Annotated in this window: 22 protein-coding genes and 1 pseudogene; 5 read left to right on the top strand and 18 right to left on the bottom strand. The window is 42.2% G+C overall.

Annotated features, from left to right (window positions below; translation table 11 throughout):
• Positions 1-122: 122 nt before the first annotated feature.
• The 3 genes and pseudogenes from ACEWB7_RS13815 to tsaD form a co-directional block, all read right to left on the bottom strand.
• Positions 123-656, bottom strand: a pseudogene (locus ACEWB7_RS13815) (hypothetical protein); the annotation flags it as partial.
• A 531-nt stretch (positions 657-1,187) separates the two neighbouring features.
• Positions 1,188-2,126 (bottom strand): sensor domain-containing diguanylate cyclase, encoded by a 939-nt coding sequence (locus tag ACEWB7_RS13810; protein WP_034704035.1) that lies wholly within the window; start codon positions 2,124-2,126, stop codon positions 1,188-1,190.
• A gap of 209 nt (positions 2,127-2,335) precedes the next feature.
• Positions 2,336-3,352 carry a tRNA (adenosine(37)-N6)-threonylcarbamoyltransferase complex transferase subunit TsaD gene (gene tsaD / locus ACEWB7_RS13805; RefSeq protein WP_034704038.1) on the bottom strand — a complete coding sequence of 339 codons (1,017 nt, stop codon included), beginning with the start codon at positions 3,350-3,352 and terminating at the stop codon, positions 2,336-2,338.
• Between the two features lie 146 nt (positions 3,353-3,498).
• Between tsaD and rpsU the strand changes: the two genes are divergently transcribed.
• Together rpsU and ACEWB7_RS13795 are read left to right on the top strand one after the other, a co-directional pair.
• A complete protein-coding gene (rpsU, locus tag ACEWB7_RS13800) occupies positions 3,499-3,714 on the top strand; it encodes a 30S ribosomal protein S21 (protein WP_001136722.1) in 216 nt (71 codons plus the stop codon).
• Between the two features lie 33 nt (positions 3,715-3,747).
• Complete coding sequence (locus ACEWB7_RS13795) at positions 3,748-4,194, top strand: GatB/YqeY domain-containing protein (protein ID WP_005235099.1); 447 nt, start codon at positions 3,748-3,750, stop codon at positions 4,192-4,194.
• Positions 4,195-4,274: 80 nt separating this feature from the next.
• On the opposite strand, the gene ACEWB7_RS13790 is transcribed toward ACEWB7_RS13795, so the two are convergent.
• The 13 genes from ACEWB7_RS13790 to ACEWB7_RS13730 form a co-directional block, all read right to left on the bottom strand.
• Positions 4,275-4,634 (bottom strand): hypothetical protein, encoded by a 360-nt coding sequence (locus tag ACEWB7_RS13790; RefSeq protein ID WP_034704040.1) that lies wholly within the window; start codon positions 4,632-4,634, stop codon positions 4,275-4,277.
• A 101-nt stretch (positions 4,635-4,735) separates the two neighbouring features.
• Positions 4,736-6,178: a M48 family metalloprotease gene (locus ACEWB7_RS13785; RefSeq protein ID WP_034704042.1), complete on the bottom strand. Its 1,443-nt coding sequence runs from the start codon at positions 6,176-6,178 to the stop codon at positions 4,736-4,738.
• 85 nt (positions 6,179-6,263) lie between these two features.
• Complete coding sequence (locus ACEWB7_RS13780; protein WP_034704044.1) at positions 6,264-7,244, bottom strand: 2-hydroxyacid dehydrogenase; 981 nt, start codon at positions 7,242-7,244, stop codon at positions 6,264-6,266.
• A gap of 22 nt (positions 7,245-7,266) precedes the next feature.
• Positions 7,267-7,914 (bottom strand): hypothetical protein, encoded by a 648-nt coding sequence (locus ACEWB7_RS13775; RefSeq protein ID WP_034704046.1) that lies wholly within the window; start codon positions 7,912-7,914, stop codon positions 7,267-7,269.
• Positions 7,915-8,123: 209 nt separating this feature from the next.
• Entirely contained in the window at positions 8,124-10,013 is a 1,890-nt protein-coding gene (locus ACEWB7_RS13770) for a M48 family metalloprotease (RefSeq protein WP_034169988.1), read from the bottom strand.
• A 91-nt stretch (positions 10,014-10,104) separates the two neighbouring features.
• Positions 10,105-11,640: an amidophosphoribosyltransferase gene (gene purF, locus ACEWB7_RS13765; RefSeq protein WP_004782444.1), complete on the bottom strand. Its 1,536-nt coding sequence runs from the start codon at positions 11,638-11,640 to the stop codon at positions 10,105-10,107.
• A 24-nt stretch (positions 11,641-11,664) separates the two neighbouring features.
• Positions 11,665-12,246, bottom strand: a complete 582-nt coding sequence (locus tag ACEWB7_RS13760; RefSeq protein WP_034704052.1) for a CvpA family protein — start codon at positions 12,244-12,246, stop codon at positions 11,665-11,667.
• A 5-nt stretch (positions 12,247-12,251) separates the two neighbouring features.
• Positions 12,252-13,253: a quinone-dependent dihydroorotate dehydrogenase gene (locus ACEWB7_RS13755; protein ID WP_034704054.1), complete on the bottom strand. Its 1,002-nt coding sequence runs from the start codon at positions 13,251-13,253 to the stop codon at positions 12,252-12,254.
• A gap of 90 nt (positions 13,254-13,343) precedes the next feature.
• Positions 13,344-13,823 (bottom strand): type II secretion system protein GspM, encoded by a 480-nt coding sequence (gene gspM / locus ACEWB7_RS13750; protein WP_004782448.1) that lies wholly within the window; start codon positions 13,821-13,823, stop codon positions 13,344-13,346.
• Complete coding sequence (gspL, locus tag ACEWB7_RS13745) at positions 13,823-14,965, bottom strand: type II secretion system protein GspL (RefSeq protein ID WP_034704057.1); 1,143 nt, start codon at positions 14,963-14,965, stop codon at positions 13,823-13,825. The genes gspM and gspL overlap by 1 nt, the downstream gene beginning before the upstream one ends.
• Before the next feature lie 29 nt (positions 14,966-14,994).
• The gene (locus ACEWB7_RS13740; protein WP_034704059.1) at positions 14,995-15,450 is read right to left on the bottom strand and encodes a phosphoglycerate mutase family protein; all 456 of its coding nucleotides are present in this window, start codon (positions 15,448-15,450) and stop codon (positions 14,995-14,997) included.
• Between the two features lie 73 nt (positions 15,451-15,523).
• Entirely contained in the window at positions 15,524-16,597 is a 1,074-nt protein-coding gene (locus tag ACEWB7_RS13735; RefSeq protein ID WP_034704062.1) for an NAD(P)H-dependent glycerol-3-phosphate dehydrogenase, read from the bottom strand.
• A 33-nt stretch (positions 16,598-16,630) separates the two neighbouring features.
• Positions 16,631-17,209 carry a nitroreductase family protein gene (locus ACEWB7_RS13730; protein WP_034169994.1) on the bottom strand — a complete coding sequence of 193 codons (579 nt, stop codon included), beginning with the start codon at positions 17,207-17,209 and terminating at the stop codon, positions 16,631-16,633.
• Positions 17,210-17,474: 265 nt separating this feature from the next.
• Here ACEWB7_RS13730 and ACEWB7_RS13725 point away from each other — a divergent pair, with 265 nt between their 5' ends.
• Positions 17,475-17,852: a hypothetical protein gene (locus ACEWB7_RS13725; protein WP_034170065.1), complete on the top strand. Its 378-nt coding sequence runs from the start codon at positions 17,475-17,477 to the stop codon at positions 17,850-17,852.
• Between the two features lie 60 nt (positions 17,853-17,912).
• Here the strand turns inward: ACEWB7_RS13725 and rhlB are convergent, their stop codons facing one another.
• The gene (rhlB, locus tag ACEWB7_RS13720) at positions 17,913-19,064 is read right to left on the bottom strand and encodes an ATP-dependent RNA helicase RhlB (RefSeq protein ID WP_004782458.1); all 1,152 of its coding nucleotides are present in this window, start codon (positions 19,062-19,064) and stop codon (positions 17,913-17,915) included.
• Positions 19,065-19,160: 96 nt separating this feature from the next.
• Positions 19,161-19,376, bottom strand: coding sequence for a cold-shock protein (locus ACEWB7_RS13715; RefSeq protein WP_004782461.1), 216 nt, complete (start codon positions 19,374-19,376; stop codon positions 19,161-19,163).
• 383 nt (positions 19,377-19,759) lie between these two features.
• Between ACEWB7_RS13715 and ACEWB7_RS13710 the strand changes: the two genes are divergently transcribed.
• Positions 19,760-19,993, top strand: coding sequence for a sulfurtransferase TusA family protein (locus tag ACEWB7_RS13710; RefSeq protein ID WP_175968201.1), 234 nt, complete (start codon positions 19,760-19,762; stop codon positions 19,991-19,993).
• Positions 19,994-20,134: 141 nt separating this feature from the next.
• Positions 20,135-21,004, top strand: coding sequence for an RNA polymerase sigma factor RpoH (gene rpoH, locus ACEWB7_RS13705; RefSeq protein WP_004782464.1), 870 nt, complete (start codon positions 20,135-20,137; stop codon positions 21,002-21,004).
• Positions 21,005-21,152: the final 148 nt, after the last annotated feature.

Below are 21,152 nucleotides of genomic sequence, written 5' to 3'. Positions count from 1 at the left end.
TTCAACTTTTGCCAGTGTTGATCTGTCAGCATGGTACGAGGCATAGCGAATAGTAAAATTGGGTTTGGCGATTTGATTTTACTACTTCGCTATTTTTTTAAGCTAAAAGTGTCAACACACCCTAAATTAAAATCAACATTAGAACTATAACGTACATTGCTAAAGGTCAAGGTCGTAGTATCACCATTGACTGTCTGGGTAATGGTTGAATCTTTACGATAAGTTTTATCTAGAACAATACAGTTATTTTTATCGGTTTTTAATTTAAAGGTTTTCACTGCACCATTGGTATTCACTTCAGAACAGATCAGATTTGGATATTTGATGCTGTTCACACCCAGATTATAAATCTTGATAATACGGCCCGTGCGTCCATAAGGATAATCCGCAAAAACTTCACCAATCATATGACCTAACGCAACGTTATAGTCCGTATCATTACTGGTGCTATTGTTAATTTTGTCGCGGATTTTCTCGATGATATCGCGATCCTCAAAAGGAATAAATTCTTCTGAAAGTTCAGGAGAAATACTCTCCTCTGGAACATTTGGCGGTGTGGTCACTGTAGAATTGTCTGAGCTACCTCCACTGCCACCACATGCGGTAAGCAAGCCTGAAACCAAAACCAGCCCAAAGAATGACATCTGCTTTTTCATAAAATTTTATTCCCTAGAATTTCTTTGCATTTTTATTCAATGAGAATGGAAGATAGGCGTATTAAAACTGCACAATACAAACCCACTACCTGTCGATGATATTTTTTCTGGACAGTATTTCTTACACTCTGATCGTGCTTTATCTTTTAATAAACTAAGGATTAACTCTGTAATTTTAATTTATATTTCATACAACAATGCTCATTAAAAAAAATAAGATGTTACTTCTAGAGCAAGGTCTTATTAGTTCTCATAACTAACTCTTAGAAACCAACCCAAATAACACATATTTTCTTTACAACAATACTTATAAAATTTGTAACCGTTAGGTTAAAAAGTCGAAAAGTTATCTTTTGAATAGCCGGGTTTAAAGAAGAACTTAGGTTGCTTCTAGACAATTAAAATTTGAATAAAACCTAAAAATAAGAATAAAAGGAAATTAATTACTTCTATTTATTGTAGAAAAAACTTGGCAGCTCATGGCTGAACATTCTCAGACACCTCCTTAAAAATATTAAAAATCAAAAATATTTAAATAGACTTTTTCCAGCGCTTGTACTCAAACATATTTTTGTCTGCTTGCCACTGTGCTTCAACCAGGCCAGTCGTTGGATGACGCATCGCCATACCAAATGCGGCTTCAATTTTTGCTTCTGCAAAGGCTTCAATTAAACGATCGAGCAAACGCTCAGCTCCCGCTTTATCATTTTCTATGCTCAGAATTACGAATTCATCACCACCGATACGCGCCACAATATCATTGCTACGTACATTTTCTTGAAGGACTTGTGCTGTATGCTGAATTAATTTATCACCTTCCTTGTGCCCCAGACTATCATTCGCTTTTTTCAGGTCATTCAAGTCTATAAATAAGATCGCAGCCGGATGACCGTACTGTTTACAACGTTCTTCTTCTGCCTGTAGCAGTTTCTCCCAGGCACGACGGTTATATAACCCAGTCAGTTCATCTTTACTGGCTTGTTGCTGTAGCAGTTCTTGCTGACGGATTTGCTCGTTCTGACGCAACTCAGCTTGTAAGATGGAGCTCAAAAGCTTGCTAAATAACTCGACCATCGCCAGATCCTGAATGATGGCATCTGACTTGGCTTCAGGATCAACCGCACATAATGTCCCAAATAGACTGCCATCTTCTTTAAAGAGTGGTTGACCAATATAAGATTTGATGCAGAAATGCTGGTTAATTGGCGCAGTCGCATATAAAGGAATTTCTTCAGAGCGAGGCGCGATTCTTGGTCCTTTGCCTGTGACCATATGACAGCAGAAAGAATTGGCCCATTCAAATACCTGACCTGGCTGGACAGCATAGCCATGATCTTCGCTTTGCAGCACAATCCAGTCATTGTCTTCTACCCGGGTGATCATCCATAAATTAAAGCCAAAATGCTGATGCAGATATTTTAAAACTGCCTGTCCCGCATCCTGAAAACCTTTAAAACTGATATTATCCATCCGAAATAGTCTCTGCATCATTCCGCATATAATAGAGTGGGATTTCTATATTATTAAACTATTTTACGGTATCAATAAGAAAATACTTACTGTGGTAGAGTTAAAATAATTAATTTATTAATATTATTTGTTGAATATTTCTACTCCACAAAAGCAATCTAATAAAAAAAGAGGCTTAAGGCCCCTTTTCTTCATCCTGAATCTTTAAATCAAGCTTCGGCTGGATTCGTCAATTCTGTCATTGGCCAACGTGGGGTTGTGGTCACAGCCAAACCATCTTGCTGTCCGGCTTTCAAACGTTGATAACCCGCAAAGGCAATCATCGCACCATTATCGGTACACAATGCAGGTTCTGCATAGTACACGGTGGCTTTGATTTTCGCCAAGTCTGCTTCTAGGCGTTCACGTAAACGCTTATTGGCACTTACACCACCAGCAATCACCAAACGTTTTAAGCCAGTCTGCTTCAATGCCTTCACTGATTTTTTCACCAGTGTATCAACAATGGCTTCCTGAAAGCTCGCAGCGATATCAGCATCACGTCTTTCTTCACCAAGTTTCTTCATTTGGACAGAAACCGCAGTTTTTAAACCACTAAATGAAAACTCTAGGCCTTGATGCAGCATTGGACGTGGGAAAGCAAATGCATTCGGATCGCCCTGCTCAGCCAGTCTGGAAATATTCGGGCCGCCCGGATATGGCAGACCCATCATTTTCGCAACTTTGTCAAACGCTTCACCCGCCGCATCATCAATCGATTCACCGAGTAATTCATATTGCCCAATGCCATAAGCGGCCATGAGCTGTGAGTGACCACCAGACACCAGTAATGCCACGAATGGAAATTCCGGTGGCGTTTTAGAAAGTAATGGTGCCAGCATATGACCTTCCATATGGTGCACACCAATTGCCGGTTTATTTAGGGCAAAGGCCAAAGTCCGACCAAACAGTGCGCCCGTCATTAATGCGCCCATCAGGCCCGGACCACGGGTATAGGCCACCGCATCAATTTCTGATTTTCTGATACCACTTTGTTCAAGCAGTTCATTCAGCAAAGGAATGAGTTTACGCACATGGTCGCGCGAAGCCAGTTCTGGTACGACGCCGCCATATTCAGCATGCAGTTTAATCTGGCTGTACAGCACCTGTCCGCGCAAACCTAACTCGCTGTCATACAGCGCAAGTCCTGTTTCATCACACGACGTTTCCAAGCCTAAAACGATCATTAAACTGCCTATAACCTGTATCAAATATATTGCAGCAACTATTATAGACTTGTGATATGAGATGTAAATGAGTAAAATACTGACCTTCACTTGTGATCGAGGGCAATTCAGCCCTGATCTTATCCATAACTTAATGAGGATTCTTCATGCCACAAGTTAAATTGAAAGAAGGCGAACCAGTAGACGTAGCTATCCGTCGTTTCAAACGTTCATGCGAAAAAGCGGGTGTTCTTGCTGACGTTCGTAAACGTGAATTCTACGAAAAACCAACTCAAGAACGTAAACGTAAAAAAGCTGCTGCTGTTAAACGCTACCAAAAGAAATTGGCACGTGAATCAGTACGTACTACTCGCCTTTACTAAGATTAATTTGTGATTGACTGCTTGGAATAAATAATGACTACTTTAAAAAACCAGATTACTGACGTATTGAAAGCCACCATGCGTGCCAAAGATATGTCAAAGTTGACGGTCATTCGTAGTCTGCAAGCAGCAATTAAGCAAATCGAAGTCGATGAGCGTAAAGAACTTGACGACGCTCAAGTTCTTGCGGTCATTGAAAAGCAAATTAAACAACGTAAAGAATCGATCAAAGCCTTTGAAGGCGCTGGTCGAGATGATTTAGCTAGTAAGGAACAAGCCGAAGTTGAGGTTCTCTCTCAATTTCTACCAGAAGCTATGACTGAGGAAGAACTTGATTCCCTGATTGCGCAAACAATTGAAGCGCAACAAGCTACTAGCATGAAAGATATGGGTAAGGTGATGAATTCTCTGCGTCCGCTCATAGCCGGGCGCGCCGATCCTGCACAAGTTTCAGCAAAAATTAAAGCAAAACTTGCTTAATTCCCCCATTCTATTTCAAATCTAAATCTGCGTTGAACTGCCTCCATTCCGGACAGTTCTCAGCATTTCCTTATTTATTCTTACTGTAAATTACAGTCCACATTATAACGTTTCAGCAACTGCATCTCTTTTGAAGATTTTACCTGCAGTATGACATCCTGCTTGCCTACATTTTGATACTGACGATCCAGATAAGCTCGGTTCTGGTCTACCGCTTTATATAAGCGATCCACATAACGCTGCACAATCGCGCAAAACTGCTGATTCTGTGATGCACTAAAACCCTGCTGCTGTGGATTTAAACCTTTTAAAAACTGACGTGATTCTTTTTGATAATCAGCATTAATCTGCTCAACGGACTGCACGTATTCTACCGCACTAGCAGCCAATACATTTCCGCCACACCCCAATATCCATAAACCCAATAATATTTTTTTCATAAAATAATTAAAATAGACAACTTAGCTTTGCCCGGATTGTAGCGTGATTTAGTGAACTTCGGCTATATCTACTGAAGCTAAAAATCATTAGAAAAATAGACTTAAATTTTAAACTGTCGCGTTTGCTGCATCTGTTTTAAACGTTGACCTATGGTTGCTGACAGAGACTGATTGCTTTTGCTGATACGTTGAGCATGTATTAAGGATTTAATCGCAGTTTCTTCATAGCCTGACCAGTACTCCACTTCAGCCCGATAACGCAATACATTTGCTGCTTTTATCGATGAATCAGGTGCTGCATTGGCTGCCAGTTGCATTAATCTCCAACCGCTGACATCACGGGAATTGCTATTTAAAAAGCGCTGTACAATCGTTCTGGCCTGATCAGGTTGTTTGGCACGAATCAGGGTTTCAGCATATTTATAATTTAAAGCACGGTTCTCCGGCATGATCCTTGCGGCTGAACTAATACTTTTTAGCGCATTATCCAGCTGATTTTGCCCCAGATAAATATCAGTCTGAAATAACACCTGCAAGGGATGCATTTTATTGTGCTTTTTGGCTTGATCTAGTGCGGCTTGTGCTGCCTGAAAATCTCCCTGCTGAAGCTGATAAGCAGTTAAAGCCAGCTGACCAGGAAAATCATTACGTTGCACCATTAAATTGAGCTGCTGTTCAGTGGTCTGACTTGACAATACCCGCGTATACCATTTAATGATTTCAAAATCCTGATCATTTAAATTACGCTTAACCGCAGGCAACTGATTGGCGCGCAAACGCGCTTCACTCATACGCTCAGTAGTTAAAGGATGCGTCAGCCAGAAATCTGGCATAAAGCTTAAACGGCTAGTGGAACGATGCATCACTTCAAAGAAATCCGCCATACTGTGCGGACTATAGCCGGCAGCATACATATATTGCATCCCGATCCGGTCCGCCTCACGTTCCTGATTACGGCTATAAGTCAATTGCTGATCCAGTAGTGCTGCTTGAGAACCCATCATCACTGCTGCACCTGCATCACCATCTGCCTGTGAAGCGACTAATGCCCCCACCAGAATCCCTGCTAAGGCTAATAACCCTTGTCCTTTAAAGGTTTCTTGCGAACGACTGTAATGACGTTGTGTAACATGTGCAATTTCATGTGCCATCACCCCTGCCACTTCGTCTGTATTCCGGGCTGAATTAATCAGGCCAGCATTTAAAGCAAATAATCCGCCGGGTACTGCAAAAGCATTAATTTGCGGATCATTGATTACCATTAACCCAATTGGCTGCTGTAATTTGGTCTGACTGAGAATTTGAGAGAATATGGAAAGTAACTGATCTTCAAGCCATGGATTCTGAATCACAGGCATTTGTTTCTGGACTTGACGATAGACCTTTTCACCGATCATTTGTTCTTTTTGCTGATCGATCAACCCAATGCCTGCACCAATATCCGGTACAGAAAATTGTGCAGCAGGCTGATTAAAATAATCATTATCACTATGTCCTGCCGTTGCACACAGACCTAACCCGCACGCCAATACCAAACGTTTCAATGAAAAATCTCTAAAATTCAGTTTCAACCTGTCTCGAATATAGCATCGAAAAATGAGCATAGATGCAGGGAAATGTTATTTAATATTACTTAGATGAACCAATCACTTGAGGATTCACCACATAGCGTGGCACCCGCCCTTCAAGTGCATCGACCAGATTCTGATAAGCCAGCTCAGCCATTTTTCGACGTGTTGCCACTGTGGCCGAACCTACATGAGGCAAGGTAATGACATTATCCAGCTCAAATAATTCTGATTCTTTTAAAGGCTCTTTCTCATAGACATCCAGACCCGCAGCAAAGATTTGGTTGGCTTTTAAGGCTTCGATCAAAGCCTGCTCATCAATCACAGGCCCACGGGAGATATTTACCAGCACCGCATGTGGCTGCATCTGTGCCAGTTGTTCTGCTCCAATCAGTGCTTTTGACTCAGCATTTAAATCCACGGTAACCACCACGAAATCTGAGCGCTGCAAAAGCTCATTCAGAGAACAATACTGTGCAATGAGCCCTTGAGCCAATTCCGGTTTTTCATGGCGATTATGGTACAAGATATTCATATTGAAACCGTAAAATCCACGGCGTGCAACTGCTGCCCCAATATGCCCTAGCCCGATTATCCCCAGCGTTTTTCCGAAAATATCCATACCAAACTGTGCTTCACGTGTCGTGCGGTGCCATTGTCCCTGTTTGGTCCAGTGATCCAGATAAGCCACTTTGCGTGCAGCTGCCATTAACAGCATAAATCCCAGATCTGCCGTGGTTTCAGTCAGGACATGGGGGGTATTGGTCAGATAGATATTTTTTTCATTCAGATAATCAACTTCATAGTTGTCATACCCTACACTGACACTAGAAATGATTTTAAGTCGGGTTGCTGGTGCCAGATTATCGCGATTGAGCAACCTTCCTGCCCCGATCATGCCATCGGCATCCCGCACATGTTCCAGCAACTGCTCATGCACATTGCCCAGTTTCGGCTGTAAAGTTACTACATTATAATTTTGTTCGAGTTTTTTCTGGACATCCTGATCGATCTGGCTGAATACAATCACTTTTTGTTTCATATGTCCCTTTTCCACATCAATATTATTCTGAGTTCGCTGGCCTGTTTTGCATAAATTGCCATAAGCGTTTTTTAAGTATGGGCTGATCCAGCATTTCCTGTAAAGATGCCAGTTGAATCATTTTATTATGTGTCACATGCGGAATAGAGCCAAGGAAAATGACATTTTTTTCCAGGCTCATCATGTCCAGAAAACCCTGAATATAAGATTCGACACCCCGACCATCTTGCAGGTTCACCCAAGGAAATGGCCAGTTTAGTTCATAAAATTCACTTTGCAGAGCACGCTGGATATTGCTCCATAAATGCTGGGTTTGCTCGGTCATTTCTGTGGCATCGATGACAATCGTGCAATGTTCCAAGCTTAAAGCCTGTAAGTTGAATGGCGGAATATGCAGAATTTCCCGCTGTTCCTGAATTGTTGCAACAACTACTGGCGCTTCACTTTTAGCTTCAGCTTTTGCTTCAACTGTAACAGGCTCAGGCGCAATTAAAGGAGCTTTTGCTACCGGAGCAATCTGAGTCGGTTGTGGCAGGATGATTTCGCTATGCAATTCTGCTGGAACCTGATCACGCCAGATCGAAACCTGATGCTGCTGACATACGTCGCCCTTGGGAATCCAGATATCGATTCCTAATGTTGCCAATATGTCACGCTGATGCCCAATCATCTTTTCTTCATCACCTATTTCAGGTCGAACATTTTAACGGGATTCGCTTTTCTTTGCCGAACTATTTCCAGCTTTTCACTCTCTATCTTGAGTCATTTTAACTCAGAATAGAAATCAATTTATAAGATTACTTTTTTCTACTGCAAGTTTGTTTATAGATCAGTTCTTGAAAGACTGGACTTAAATACATCTTATTAATTTAAAAAATACTAGATAATCATCAAGCTGTTTTTCTTAAGCATTTGCGAGGTAATTTCATTGGATTCAAAGCCCAAGCGCCAGTACAAAAGCTCCATCACATCCAGCTCATCCTGAGTCATGATCCGGTCGCTCCACAGGCAAACTTCTGCAATTCCTAACATGCTCAAACGATCACGCAATAACAATCCGGCAATATCATTTAAAATCTCGGCCAAATCAATCGGCTCATCTGAGATTTCACTATACAGCTCAAGTTCTCGCGGGCTAAGAATACGATTTAAAATCTTTTCCCGAACCTCCAGCTGATTATCGCTATTAATCTGCTGCACATGCAGCAAGGCATCAATCAGACGTACAATCTGTGGTTTGACCTCATCTAAAGACGTTGGCGTATGCATCGGCAGCAAATTCAGTTCATACTTCACCCGCTCTAGCAATAAGGCATCCAGCAAACCGATTTCACCATCTTCCTGAATAATCCTTGCCAGCTTCATTAAAAACTGCCGTGCCACCGTGGTTGGCATTCCACCAATATTTTTACAGGCTTGCTGGAAAATCGAGATATGTACCCGTCCATCCAGATTTAATAATGAATCAATAATCGCACGACTGACTTCTGCCTCGGTCGGAATAAATTCACGATATTGCCGGATCATCAAAATTGCGACCATCACCTCACGTGAACCCGTCGAAGTTTGCAAAGCACGTTCAATCAGCTCTGGACGCGGCATATTGGCACGTAGTTCAGGATTCAATGGCTTGATGGCATCTTTGATCGCAAAACTGATCGGAGACAAACGCAACAAAGGCAAAGGCTGTGGGGATTCCCAGACTGCTGTGCTTTCAGGCACGACATCTTCGAGTGAACGAAACAAACTAAACAAAGGCTGGTTTTTTAATTTCTTCAGATTTTCGAGCTGCAAATCCTGAATCAAAGCAGGATTTAATTCATAAATACGCTGATTAATATTCGGATGAATATTCAACCAGTTCTGTGGACTTAAAGAATTGGCAAAACACATATGTGAAATGGATTCGGCATATTCACTATAGATCTGTGATCCTGAATGATGCACATGAATGCGCAATAAAGTCTGAATATTGGCATCATTCTGAATCAGGCGTCGGGTTTTCTGGTCATTTTTATAGGTACGTCCGCCCAATGAAATATATTTAATAAAACGTGTAATCAAAATACCCAAGCTGCCAATCAACCAGATGACTGCTCCGATTGAGACATAGAAGGTTTCAAACTTGTTTTCCCGAGGTACATCATTTCGATAAAACCCCAACTTCGCAATCTTGCTGCCCCACTGGCTAAAAGTGGTCAGACTGCTATATAGAATTTTCAGGCGGGTATTTTCAGCTGTTTCACCAGATAGAATCTTGTTAAATTCATGACTGAGCAAGCCATAAAGTTCAATTTCATCAAGAGTTTGTAATGCACCCCAAGTCAGAATAATAGCAGTATCACGTGGACTAAAACCCGCTGTTAATGCATTGACCCCCACTTCATTCGGCAGGACATACATAGCTGGCGGTTCAATCAGGAACGTATCTGCCAGTTGAGTATTGATCCGTAGTGCAGCACTTTCTTCCGGAATACTTTCCATTTGGTTCAGTCGACGCGCGCCCATTTGCTGGGCTAAAGAATAGCCGCCGGCACGAAACGTATAAAATTCATAGATGACCGAAATAATCATCAAGAACAAAACCAGTGCTACCAGATAAGGACTAAGGACATGCCACCATATCGACTGGCCAGGATCAGCATAGAAAACAAACAGGCCAACCACTGTATTGATAATCAGAACTGTTAATAGTATCGCAATCAGACAAAAGCTGGCTAGCAATAGCATATTCTTGTTTTTGACCAAAGCATATCCTACGCTTTTCAATCTACCACCCTAACTGATCTGGTCTTTCCTTGGACTCATCATAAAACAAAAAAGCGGGAAATTCCCGCTTTTTCATCATGATTTTAATTGCTTAGACTTCGCGTACACCGGTCAGGTCAACTGATGCTGCATCAATATTCACATCAATAAAATTGTCGCCTTTTTTGGCGCCATCACTGCGTTTTTGCTCTAATTGATCGAGGTATTCAGCATTGATTCCACCTGCGACATACACACCATCAAATACAGAACAGTCAAATTCACGCAAATGAGGAACTTTTTTGGTACGTACTGCATCTTTCAGGTCTTCCAGATCTTGGAAAATCAGACGGTCAGCACCAATGATTTCACGGATTTCTTCTACACTGCGTTCAGAAGCGATCAGTTCAGATTTCGCCGGCATATCAATACCGTATACGTTTGGATATTTCACCATAGGTGCCGCAGAAGCGAAGAATACTTTTTTCGCACCCGCATCACGTGCCATCTGAATAATTTCATTACAAGTCGTACCACGCACAATCGAGTCATCGACCAGTAGAACGTTTTTGCCCTGGAACTCAAGCTCAACCGGGTTCAGTTTTTGACGTACTGATTTTTTACGCAGTTGCTGACCTGGCATAATGAAGGTACGACCGATATAACGGTTTTTCATGAAACCTTCACGGAATTTCACGCCTAGCATATTGGCTAATTCTAATGCCGAAGTACGCGAAGTATCCGGAATTGGAATCACCACATCGATGTCATGCTCATCGCCCCACTCGCGCAGGATTTTTTGTGCCAGTTTCTCACCCATTTTCAAACGGGCTTTATACACAGAGATCCCATCAATAGTTGCATCTGGACGAGCAAAGTACACATATTCAAAAATACATGGACGATATTCTGGATTCGCTGCACATTGCTGGGTAAAGAAATTACCGTCAGAATCAATGAAAACCGCTTCACCCGGTTCGATATCGCGTTCAACTTTGAAGCCTAGTGCCGTAATCGCTACAGATTCAGAAGCAATGATATATTCCATACCATTTTCTGTTTCGCGCGAACCATAAATTAATGGACGGATACCGTTTGGATCACGGAAGCCTACCAGACCTTGACCAGTAATCATCGCAACAACGGCATATCCACCTTTACAACGCTCATGTACACGCGTTACAGCCTGAAAAATATCTTCAGAGGTAGGTACCAGCTTGCCACGTTTTTGTAATTCGTGCGCCAGTACGTTTAGTAGCACTTCTGAATCTGAATCAGTATTCATGTGACGCAGATCAGTTTTGAACAGGTCATCATGAATTTCTTCAGCATTGGTCAGGTTACCATTATGCGCCAGTGTAATCCCATAAGGTGAGTTTACGTAGAATGGTTGCGCTTCGGCACTGCTTGAAGTACCCGCCGTTGGATAACGCACATGACCAATACCATAATTACCCTGTAAAGCACGCATATGACGGGTATGGAATACATCACGTACCATACCGACATCTTTACGCAGGAACAGGCGGCCTTCCTGACAAGTCACAATCCCAGCTGCATCTTGTCCACGATGTTGTAACATCGTTAATGCATCAAACAACATTTGGTTAACAGGTGATTTACCAGCTATACCAACTACTCCACACATAGCAACCTCGCAGACAAGCTAGGATTAATAAAAAGGATTATTCGTTGACGCATCTGAACTCTTGGCCTTGGATGCCGGTTCAGATGAGGAATCTGAAGGTTTCTGTTCCCCTTCAGACTTGATATGTTGCAGGGCGCCATTTGCGGCTTCTTTGGAGAGCTCTGTTGCCCAAGGCGCATATGGCAATAAGACCTGTATAAATTTGGACTGCTTCCAGTGCGGCGAACTTTCGACCCAAGGGCCAATACCCTGCATGGTAATCAGAACAATCAGCAAACCTTTCAGGCTGCCGAAAACACCGCCCGCAAGACGATTCAGCGGACCGAGTTTCAGGGTTTTTAAAATGCGGTTGAGCAGAAAGGTGACAATCCAGGTGAGTACCACAATCATCAGAACGATAAAGGCAAAGGCCGCAATCTTCTGTACCACTGGATCTGTACTGAGAGCAACCATTGAGGGCGCAAGTAGTGTTGAATATTTCGCCGCAATAATCAAGGCAAAAATCCATCCCACTAAGTTCGCAAAGGCTTTAATAAATCCTTGGCGCAAACCGTTGAGCCCTCCAATGAGCAAAATAATCAGTAGAAAGATATCAATGGCATTCATAGGATTTAAAGCGCGGCTACACAGTCTTTAACCAGTTCCGGCCCAGTATATATGAGGCCACTATAGACTTGTACAAGGCTTGCACCAGCTTTTTTCTTGGCTAACGCATCCGCACCTGAAAGAATACCACCCACACCAATCAATGGAATTTGTCCCTTTAATTCCTCTGCAAATGCAGCCAGACATGCCGTGCTTTTCTCAAAGACTGGCGCGCCGGATAAACCGCCCGCTTCTTCTGCGTGCTCCAGACCTTCCACACCTTCACGTGACAATGTAGTATTTGTCACGATCAGACCATCAATCTTGTATTGCAATAACTGCTTGGCAATAAAGGCAATATCTTCAGCTTCAAGATCCGGTGCAACTTTTAATACCAGAGGAACGTAATGCTGATGTTCCTGAGCCAGTTCCAGCTGACGATTCTTCAGCGTTTCCAGCAATTCAGTCAGTGCATCGCCACTTTGTAAACTGCGCAGGTTCTTAGTATTTGGAGAAGAAATATTAACGGTTATGTAGGAAGCATAATTATAGACTTTTTCTAAACAAATAAGGTAATCATCTACTGCTTTTTCTACCGGAGTATCAGCGTTTTTACCGATATTGATTCCCAGCACACCTTTAAATTTTGCAGCTTTAACGTTTTCAATCAGTTTGTCCACACCATCATTATTAAAACCCATACGGTTAATAATCGCTTTGGCTTTCAGAAGACGGAATAAACGCGGATGAGGATTACCAGGTTGCGGGCGTGGAGTAATGGTACCAATTTCAATAAAACCAAAGCCTTGACTGGCCAAGGCATCAATATAGGCACCATTTTTATCTAACCCTGCTGCAAGACCGACCGGATTAGGAAATTCAATTCCCATACAGGTCACAGGTTTCACAGCAACATTTTGACGTATCATGCCCATTTTATGGGATGATTTTAATAGTGATAGTGTCAGCTCATGTGCACGCTCTGGTGCTAAAGAAAACAACAAAGGGCGGGCTAGAGAATACAACATATCTAGAAAAGTCTACTGCTTTTTAAGTCGGCATATTATAGGCATAGGCTGACAAAAAAACCATGCTTTGCAAATCTTTATTTTTACCAGTTATTGCACAGTCGCTGTTAATTTAATCTGCCCTGCTTCATTATTTAGTTCCATTTTCTCGATACTTAGCCCCATTTGTGCCAACTGTGTCAGGAAGTTGGCCAGCACAGAATAATTTTCATGAGACAGCATCAACTGAATTTTTCCATCCATTTGCTGTGATGCGACCGACAGCCCTTGTTGCTGAGCAATACGCTGCACTTTTTCTGCTGCATCTAATTGCAAGTCTCCTGCCGGCTTCATAGTAACAGCATTGCTTTGCATCCAGACCAGCGTATCTTTTAGATCATTTAAACGTTTCTGCTGGGTATCTGCTGCCTGATGCATCGCCCAGAGTGCACTTGCAACAGCGGTCACCAGCACAAAGATCGTTGTAAAGATCACCAGAATGCGTTCACGTGCTGACAAACGATCCAGATAATCGGTCAGTTTTTCAATTTGCAGATCCATGCGGTTCTGTAAGGTTTCAATAGCTTTCATTATTGTATTTTCACCAGTCCTACGGCGCCTGTTCCATTCGCCTGTATATTCCCCAATTCTACTTTAAAGCCCTGCTGCCCCAGTTGCTTGGTCAAAGTATTTAAACTTTCAGATGAATTGGACTGTAACTGCAGACTCAATCCAGACGGATCATAATTGACACGCTGTGCCACAATCTGGTTTTGCATCAACACCGGCCCGACTCGGCTAATGAGCTGCAAAGCCTGAGTATCCGCAGTCTGACTTTGACGAAGCTGGGCTTCAAACTGACTTTTAATATTCTGCTCAGTGACCGGATAATTTTGTCCGAACCAATATTTAAACTGGTCAATCGCCTGCATCGCAGTGGTATTGGCGACTTTTTTATATTGATACCAGCGCACCGCATCATAAGTAAACTGTAGTACTAAAATCCCAAGAAAAACCGCCGCACAGGCTTTCCAGTAACCGGAAACAGTATGATCCGATTTACCCTTTGGCAGGATATTAAATGGATGCTGTTTCGGTTTTTTTAGCATTGGCAACGTATATTGGAACGAGTTTAATTGTTCACGTGTTGCTACCGCTTCTAAACTGCTCATTTGTTCAGGGCTGAGATTGCTGACCTGATATTCCAGATCTTTAGACTGAAAATCCAGATAAAGGCTCAGATCATCCACTGACTGGCCGATATATTCAGCTTCACGTACCAGAAAATGCCCACCAATTTGTGCAATAACGCGCTGCTGCGCATGTTCAGGCACTGGCAAAACCAGAAAGTCTGGCAATAATGCAGCGAGTTTAACAGGAATCAAATTCAGGGCATGCTGCAAAGTTTCAACTGTAGAATTTGCAATCCCCAGAATACTGATCTGGTCAGGCTGCTGAAAATGATGCAGCACTTTCATGGTATCGACAGGCAGTACTACATATTCTTCTAACAGATATTTAATGCCATCATTGCCCATTTTTTTATATTGGCTCTTTGGCAAAGTCTGCTGCAAAATTTGCACATGACGACTTGGAAAAAAGACCGTCGCCTCTTCACCATGATAAGCCTGAATATCCTGAATCAGCTGCTCAAGTGTTGCAGCAGTGTTCCAGAACTCCCCCTTTGACCATTGCCAAACCCCATTGGCTTCCGGCATCCATAAATACAACATCAATTGTGTTCTACCGTTTTAATTGGTTTTTATACTGTTGGAATAAAGCTTTTAACTTGTGTTGATAAGCCTGGTGCAATCACGGCCTGATCATAAATACGTGCTTCTGATAAATGAAATGGATGAAAAGACTCAGTCACGAGAATGCAGGCAATATGCGCCACAACATTCATATGACAAACCACCGCAATGGACTCATACGGCAACTGCGATAACCATTCAACTGCAACTTTAGCATCATCATCAGGCTTGATGGTATTACAGATCACCACGGGCACATCTTTAAAATAGTGCTGTAAATGCGCCAGAGTTTCCTGCGCACGCAATAAAGGACTGACCACAAATACTTCCGGTTTAATGATGTCCTTTAAATACTGCGCTGTCTGTTCCGCCTGTTGATGCCCGCGTTCCGTTAGGGGACGTTTGCTATCATTCCCACTCACTGGTGGCGCGGCTTCGCCATGTCGCACTAAAGTCAGTTGCATCTTATTTCCCTATTTATTTTGTCGCTACGGTCATCAGTCAGCATTATAATCATCGCTCTTCCTGTGTTATAGATCAGACTTGATGATGTGGCAAGACAAATTCCACATCACTGCGATGACCATTTTTCATCAAAGATAAAGCGATCGTCAGCGGCGGCGCTCCTTCAAAGATCACTTCATACAAGGCAGTTGTAATCGGCATATAAACATCCAGCTCTTCTGAACGCGCTTTTACCTGCACAATGGTGTTGATCCCTTCCGCAGTTTGACCCAGTTCAGTCGTCGCCTGCTCTAAGGTTTTACCCTTACCTAATGCATAACCAACCTGATAGTTACGACTCAGCGGACTGTTACAAGTGGCAAATAGATCACCTACACCAGAAAGCCCCAAGAAAGTTAGCGGATTTGCACCCAGCTTGACTGCAAATCGGCTCATTTCAGCTAGCGCACGAGTTAGAATCATACTTTTGGTATTTTCACCGACATTATAGGCAGCCGCCATTCCCATCGCGACCGCATAAATATTTTTCAATGCGCCACCCAGTTCTACGCCATGCACATCATCACTGGCAAAGACACGGAATAATGCACTATGGAGTGCCTGTTGCACTGCATAACGTACCAGTTCAGATTCACTGGCAATCACCGTACCTGCCGGCTGACCTGCGACAATTTCTTTGGCCAGGTTTGGACCAGACAGCACACCATAAGGCACTTCCGGTAGTTCTTCACGAATGATGTCACTCATAAAGCTGAAGGTATTGGCTTCGATCCCTTTTGTCAGGGAAATCACCGCTTGAGAGGTTATAAAGGGCTTGATCTGCTGCAACACATCACGGAAAGAATGGCTTGGAATTGCGACTAGAATAATATCGCGATCACGAACAGCCTTCTCCAGATCGGACACAGCAAGCAGATTTTCTTCCAGCTTAAAATCCGGTAGATAGCGTTTATTGATATGTGTTGCATTAATATCTTCAGCTACTTCCGGATCACGAATCCAGATCATGGTATCGCAGCCATTTCGAACCGCGGTATTGGCCATTGCAGTACCAAAACTACCACCGCCTAAAACTGTAATTCTTAAAGCCGTATTCTGGTTGACCACTACCGGTTCAATCAAATCGGTAAAATTTAATTCTGACATCTTATTTTCTAATATCCTGTGTCTTGAAATGCCTTAGTTTTGATTCCAATAACTTACATAATTCTGGGTCTGGATTTCAGCACGTGGTGCAATCGCTTTTGCCGCCGTACCGATATAGATAATGCCAGAAACCAGATCATCCTTACCAATGCCGAGCGACTGCTTGAAAAATTTTGATTCTACTACTGCGCCACTACGCCACATAGTTGAAAAACCTTGAGCCTGCAAAGACAGCAAGAAGTTTTGAATAGCGGCACCTGAACTCAAAATCTGCTCAAAATGTGGCACTTTCGGATGATCCTGCAAACGGGTTAATGCCAGTACCAGCAAAGGTGCACGAAAAGGATGATTCTTGACCCGTTCAATCTGAGCTGATTCAGTTTGACCCAGATCTATCAGTGCTTGCGATAACAGTTCACCAAATGCTTCACGTTGCGCATCCGGGATGATCACAAAAGTGGTAGGTTTTAACCGGTGATGATCCGGTGCTGTCAAAGCAGCTTTAAATGCCATTTCTAACTGTTCTGCATTCGGCGCAGGTGCCAGCAAATGTCCTATTGATTGACGTTGGTGAATATTTTGATGAACGATGTCGACCACAGATTCCGTCATTGCTTTATAGATCTATAACTTAAAAACTACGGTCAAGATTAGCATATTACACTAGTAATACTCTAGAAACTTGCAAATACCTCTACCTTGAAAATATTTAAGGAAGATTACAATATTTTCTATGGAATCAATAAAAGGTCTCTTTCATTCACTTTTCTCTCATAGAGCAACATCAAAAATTGCCAAACTTATACAACAGCTCCTAATTCTGTGCTTTTTACTGTGTTTCAATATTCCCAGTTCTGTTTTCAAGCGAGATTTTATGATGAAAAAAACAATTGCGATCAGCGGATTAGCAGCTTCAGCTCTACTTTTAACTGCCTGTGCATCTAACCCGACTTCAGTGGCGGTTCAAAAGGAAAATAATCAGTTTGAAGTAACAGGATTAGGTAAAAACCAGTTAACCTCTAAAAATAATGCAGTGAATGCCGCCAGCAAAACCTGTGGCTCCAAAGCAACTGCGATTATTCTGGATGAAAAAACTTCTTATGATGGTGCACTAAAAGGTGTAGTCGATGAACAGACCGGACAAATGATTCAGGCTGCTGCGACTGTATTAGGCAATATTGCCGGCACCAACACCGGATTGAACCAGAATGATGATTATCAGACTGTTTTAACGTTCCGCTGTGAAGCAAAATAAGCTTCAACATGTGCAGTAATAAAAAACCGCTCTTGAAGAGCGGTTTTTTTGCAGTTTAGATTAGCAATAGCCTTCTAAACGGGTCAGCGGTAATTTCTGTCCAATCGCTTTTTCAATCTCTGGCAAATAGAACGCATCATCTTCCGCCAGGAAACTGATACTTACACCACGCGTTCCCGCACGACCGGTACGACCAATACGGTGTACATAATCATCTGACTGTTCAGGCAAAGTGAAGTTAATTACATGAGATACACCATCCACATGAATACCACGACCGGCAACGTCTGTCGCAATCATGATGTTATGTTTACCATTTTTGAACTGGTCTAACATTTTTAAGCGTTTGTCTTGGGCAATTTCACCTGACAGCATTACCACCTTATAACCATCACGTTTTAAATGATCATATAGCTTACGTACCTGATCACGACGGTTAGCGAAAATCATGACCTTTTCAATCGGCTCATCACGCAGAATGTCTTGCAGCAACTTATATTTGTCTGCTTTCGCCACCATATACACACGCTGTTCTACGTCGGCATTGGTTTTTTTCTCTGGCTCAATTTCGACAGTGACCGGTTCAAATAACCATTGCTGTGCCAGATTCAAGACATCATAGCTAAAAGTTGCAGAGAACATCAGCGTCTGACGCTGCTCTTTGCGTGGCGAGAAACGCACAATACGTTTTACTGATGGAATAAAGCCCATATCCAGTAGACGGTCAGCTTCATCAATCACCAGGAATTCAATCTGATCCAGCCAGACTTCTTTTTGCTCGACAAAGTCAATCAGACGACCTGGGGTAGCCACCATGATGTCGACTGGTGCTTTATCCAATTGAGCTTTCTGCTTGTCAAAATCTACACCACCCAGAAGTGTTACGACACTTAGATCCGTAAATTTAGTCAGCTCATGCGCGTCGCTTTCAATCTGTAATGCCAGCTCACGAGTCGGTGCCAGAATCAAAGCACGCGGTTCACCACGATAACGCTGTTCTTTTACCGGATTATTCAGCAAATCATTAATCACGCTAATCAGGAATGCGGCAGTTTTACCCGTACCCGTTTGTGCACGACCAATAGCATCATGTCCTGCCAAGGTGAATTTTAAAACCTTCTGCTGAATCGGCGTCATGGAAGTAAAGCCTAAAGCATCAATTGCCTTTTTCAGTTGGGGATGTAAATTTAAGGTTTCAAAACCAGATGACATAAAGCACTGCTCTAATTTGATAATCACTAAGATGGAATAGTATAAACAAAAAACGCCCCAATTTATATTGGAGCGTTTATTAGCTTAATCCGAAGATTAGTCTAATGGTTGAACTTCTTCAGCTTGGAAGCCTTTTTGGCCTTTAACTACACTGAATTCAACACGTTGGCCGTCACGAAGTGAACGGTGGCCTTCGCCTTGAATAGCACGGAAATGAACGAATACGTCATCACCACCGTTGCGTTGAATAAAGCCGAAGCCTTTAGTGTCGTTGAACCATTTAACTACGCCTTGTTCACGAGCAGCTGTCATAAGTTAATCCTCATTGATACTAAAAAAAGGACCACCCGGTGTTGCAAACAGCAGAGCAAACAAGTTTGAAAATATTATTTTTAAGCTTGTAATCATTCTGTAAAACTATTAACAAAATCCCGGTTACATCCATTGTGTATAGGGCGAAAAACAATCAATTTGTTTATCTAAAATCCTAAATACACAACGAGCTTAACATGGGTTTATGACAATTAATAGATATTTTTTAGCTTTGTTCCTTTTGATTTAGTTATTTTTTTTCATAATATATATCAGAAAAATTATATATATTATTTCATGTAACTTTTTAGCCAAATAGTTGGGTTTTGGCATCCTATTTGCTAATATTTATAGCCTTTTTTTGCAATATGAATAAAACGGAAATGAGTGATAACCACGGTCAAGCGCATATTATAGATGCCATGGGTAAACCCTGTCCGATGCCGCTCCTGATGTTAAAGCGTGCATTAAAAGCAGATCAGGGCAAAACATTCTTGCTAAAGTCATCAGATCCACATAGTCAAACTGATGTTACACGATATTGCCAAATGCATCAGTTAAAATGCGAATCTCAACAGATTTCTGCAACTGAGTATCACTACCTGATTGAATCTTAAAAATTTTCAATTAAACTGGATGCTCTCCATACTCGTATAAAAGTTTACATTTCTCTACCCAAATATCCATTATTTGAGGAGAGTTTGGATTAAGATAAAACCTAGTTAAGGGTTAAATCCCCCGCACTTCAAGGAGAACACATGAGTGACAGCCGCAATCAATTGATGCCCCTGTCATTATCGGCGCCAGGTGTCAATCTTGGTGCTTATATTAGCACTGTCAATCAAATTCCTATTTTAACGGCCGAACAAGAAAAAGAGTTGGCTGAACGCTATTACTACGACCAAGACCTGGACGCAGCAAAAATGCTAGTCATGTCTCATTTGCGTTTCGTAGTCCATATTGCACGTAGTTATGCGGGTTATGGCCTGCCTCAAGGTGACCTGATTCAGGAAGGCAACCTTGGCCTGATGAAAGCCGTTAAACGTTTTGACCCGAGTATGGGCGTACGTCTGGTGTCATTTGCGGTGCACTGGATCAAAGCTGAAATTCATGAATATGTAATTCGTAACTGGCGTATTGTCAAAATTGCGACCACTAAAGCGCAACGTAAACTGTTCTTCAATTTACGTAGCTTGAAAAAGTCTTCTAAAAAGTTAACACTTGAAGAAGCTCAGTCGATTGCCAATGACCTGAATGTAACACCAGAACAGGTACTGGAAATGGAAGGCCGATTGACGGCTTATGATGCGGCATTTGAAGCATCAGGTGACGATGATGATGAAAATTCAACTCACGTTGCTCCAGCACTATATCTGGAAGACAACCGTTATGACCCGGCACGTCTGATTGAAAATGAAGACTATGAGGAACAAAGCACCTCTGCCCTGCATGAAGCAATGGAACAGCTAGATGACCGTTCCCGCAATATCTTACAACGTCGCTGGCTGGATGATGAAAAATCAACCTTGCATGAACTGGCAGCTGAATATAATGTTTCCGCCGAACGTATTCGTCAGCTTGAAAAGAATGCAATGGAAAAAATCAAAGTGGCAATGTCTTCAAACTGATGTGTTGAATTAATAAGCTACTGTCTTGTCCTGAAATAGATTGACAGTATTCCACTTCAAACCGAGTTAAGCAATTAGCTCGGTTTTAGTTTGCTCATACCTCTGATTCGGGGTGTTCATATTTAAACTTAAATGTGGTCTATAGCAA

The sequence above is a fragment of the Acinetobacter sp. NIOH-H-8 genome, from assembly GCF_046635365.1.
GTDB lineage: Bacteria > Pseudomonadota > Gammaproteobacteria > Pseudomonadales > Moraxellaceae > Acinetobacter.
The sequence above is the reverse complement of the archived record's forward strand: the minus strand, read 5'-3'. Positions and strand labels throughout refer to the sequence as shown.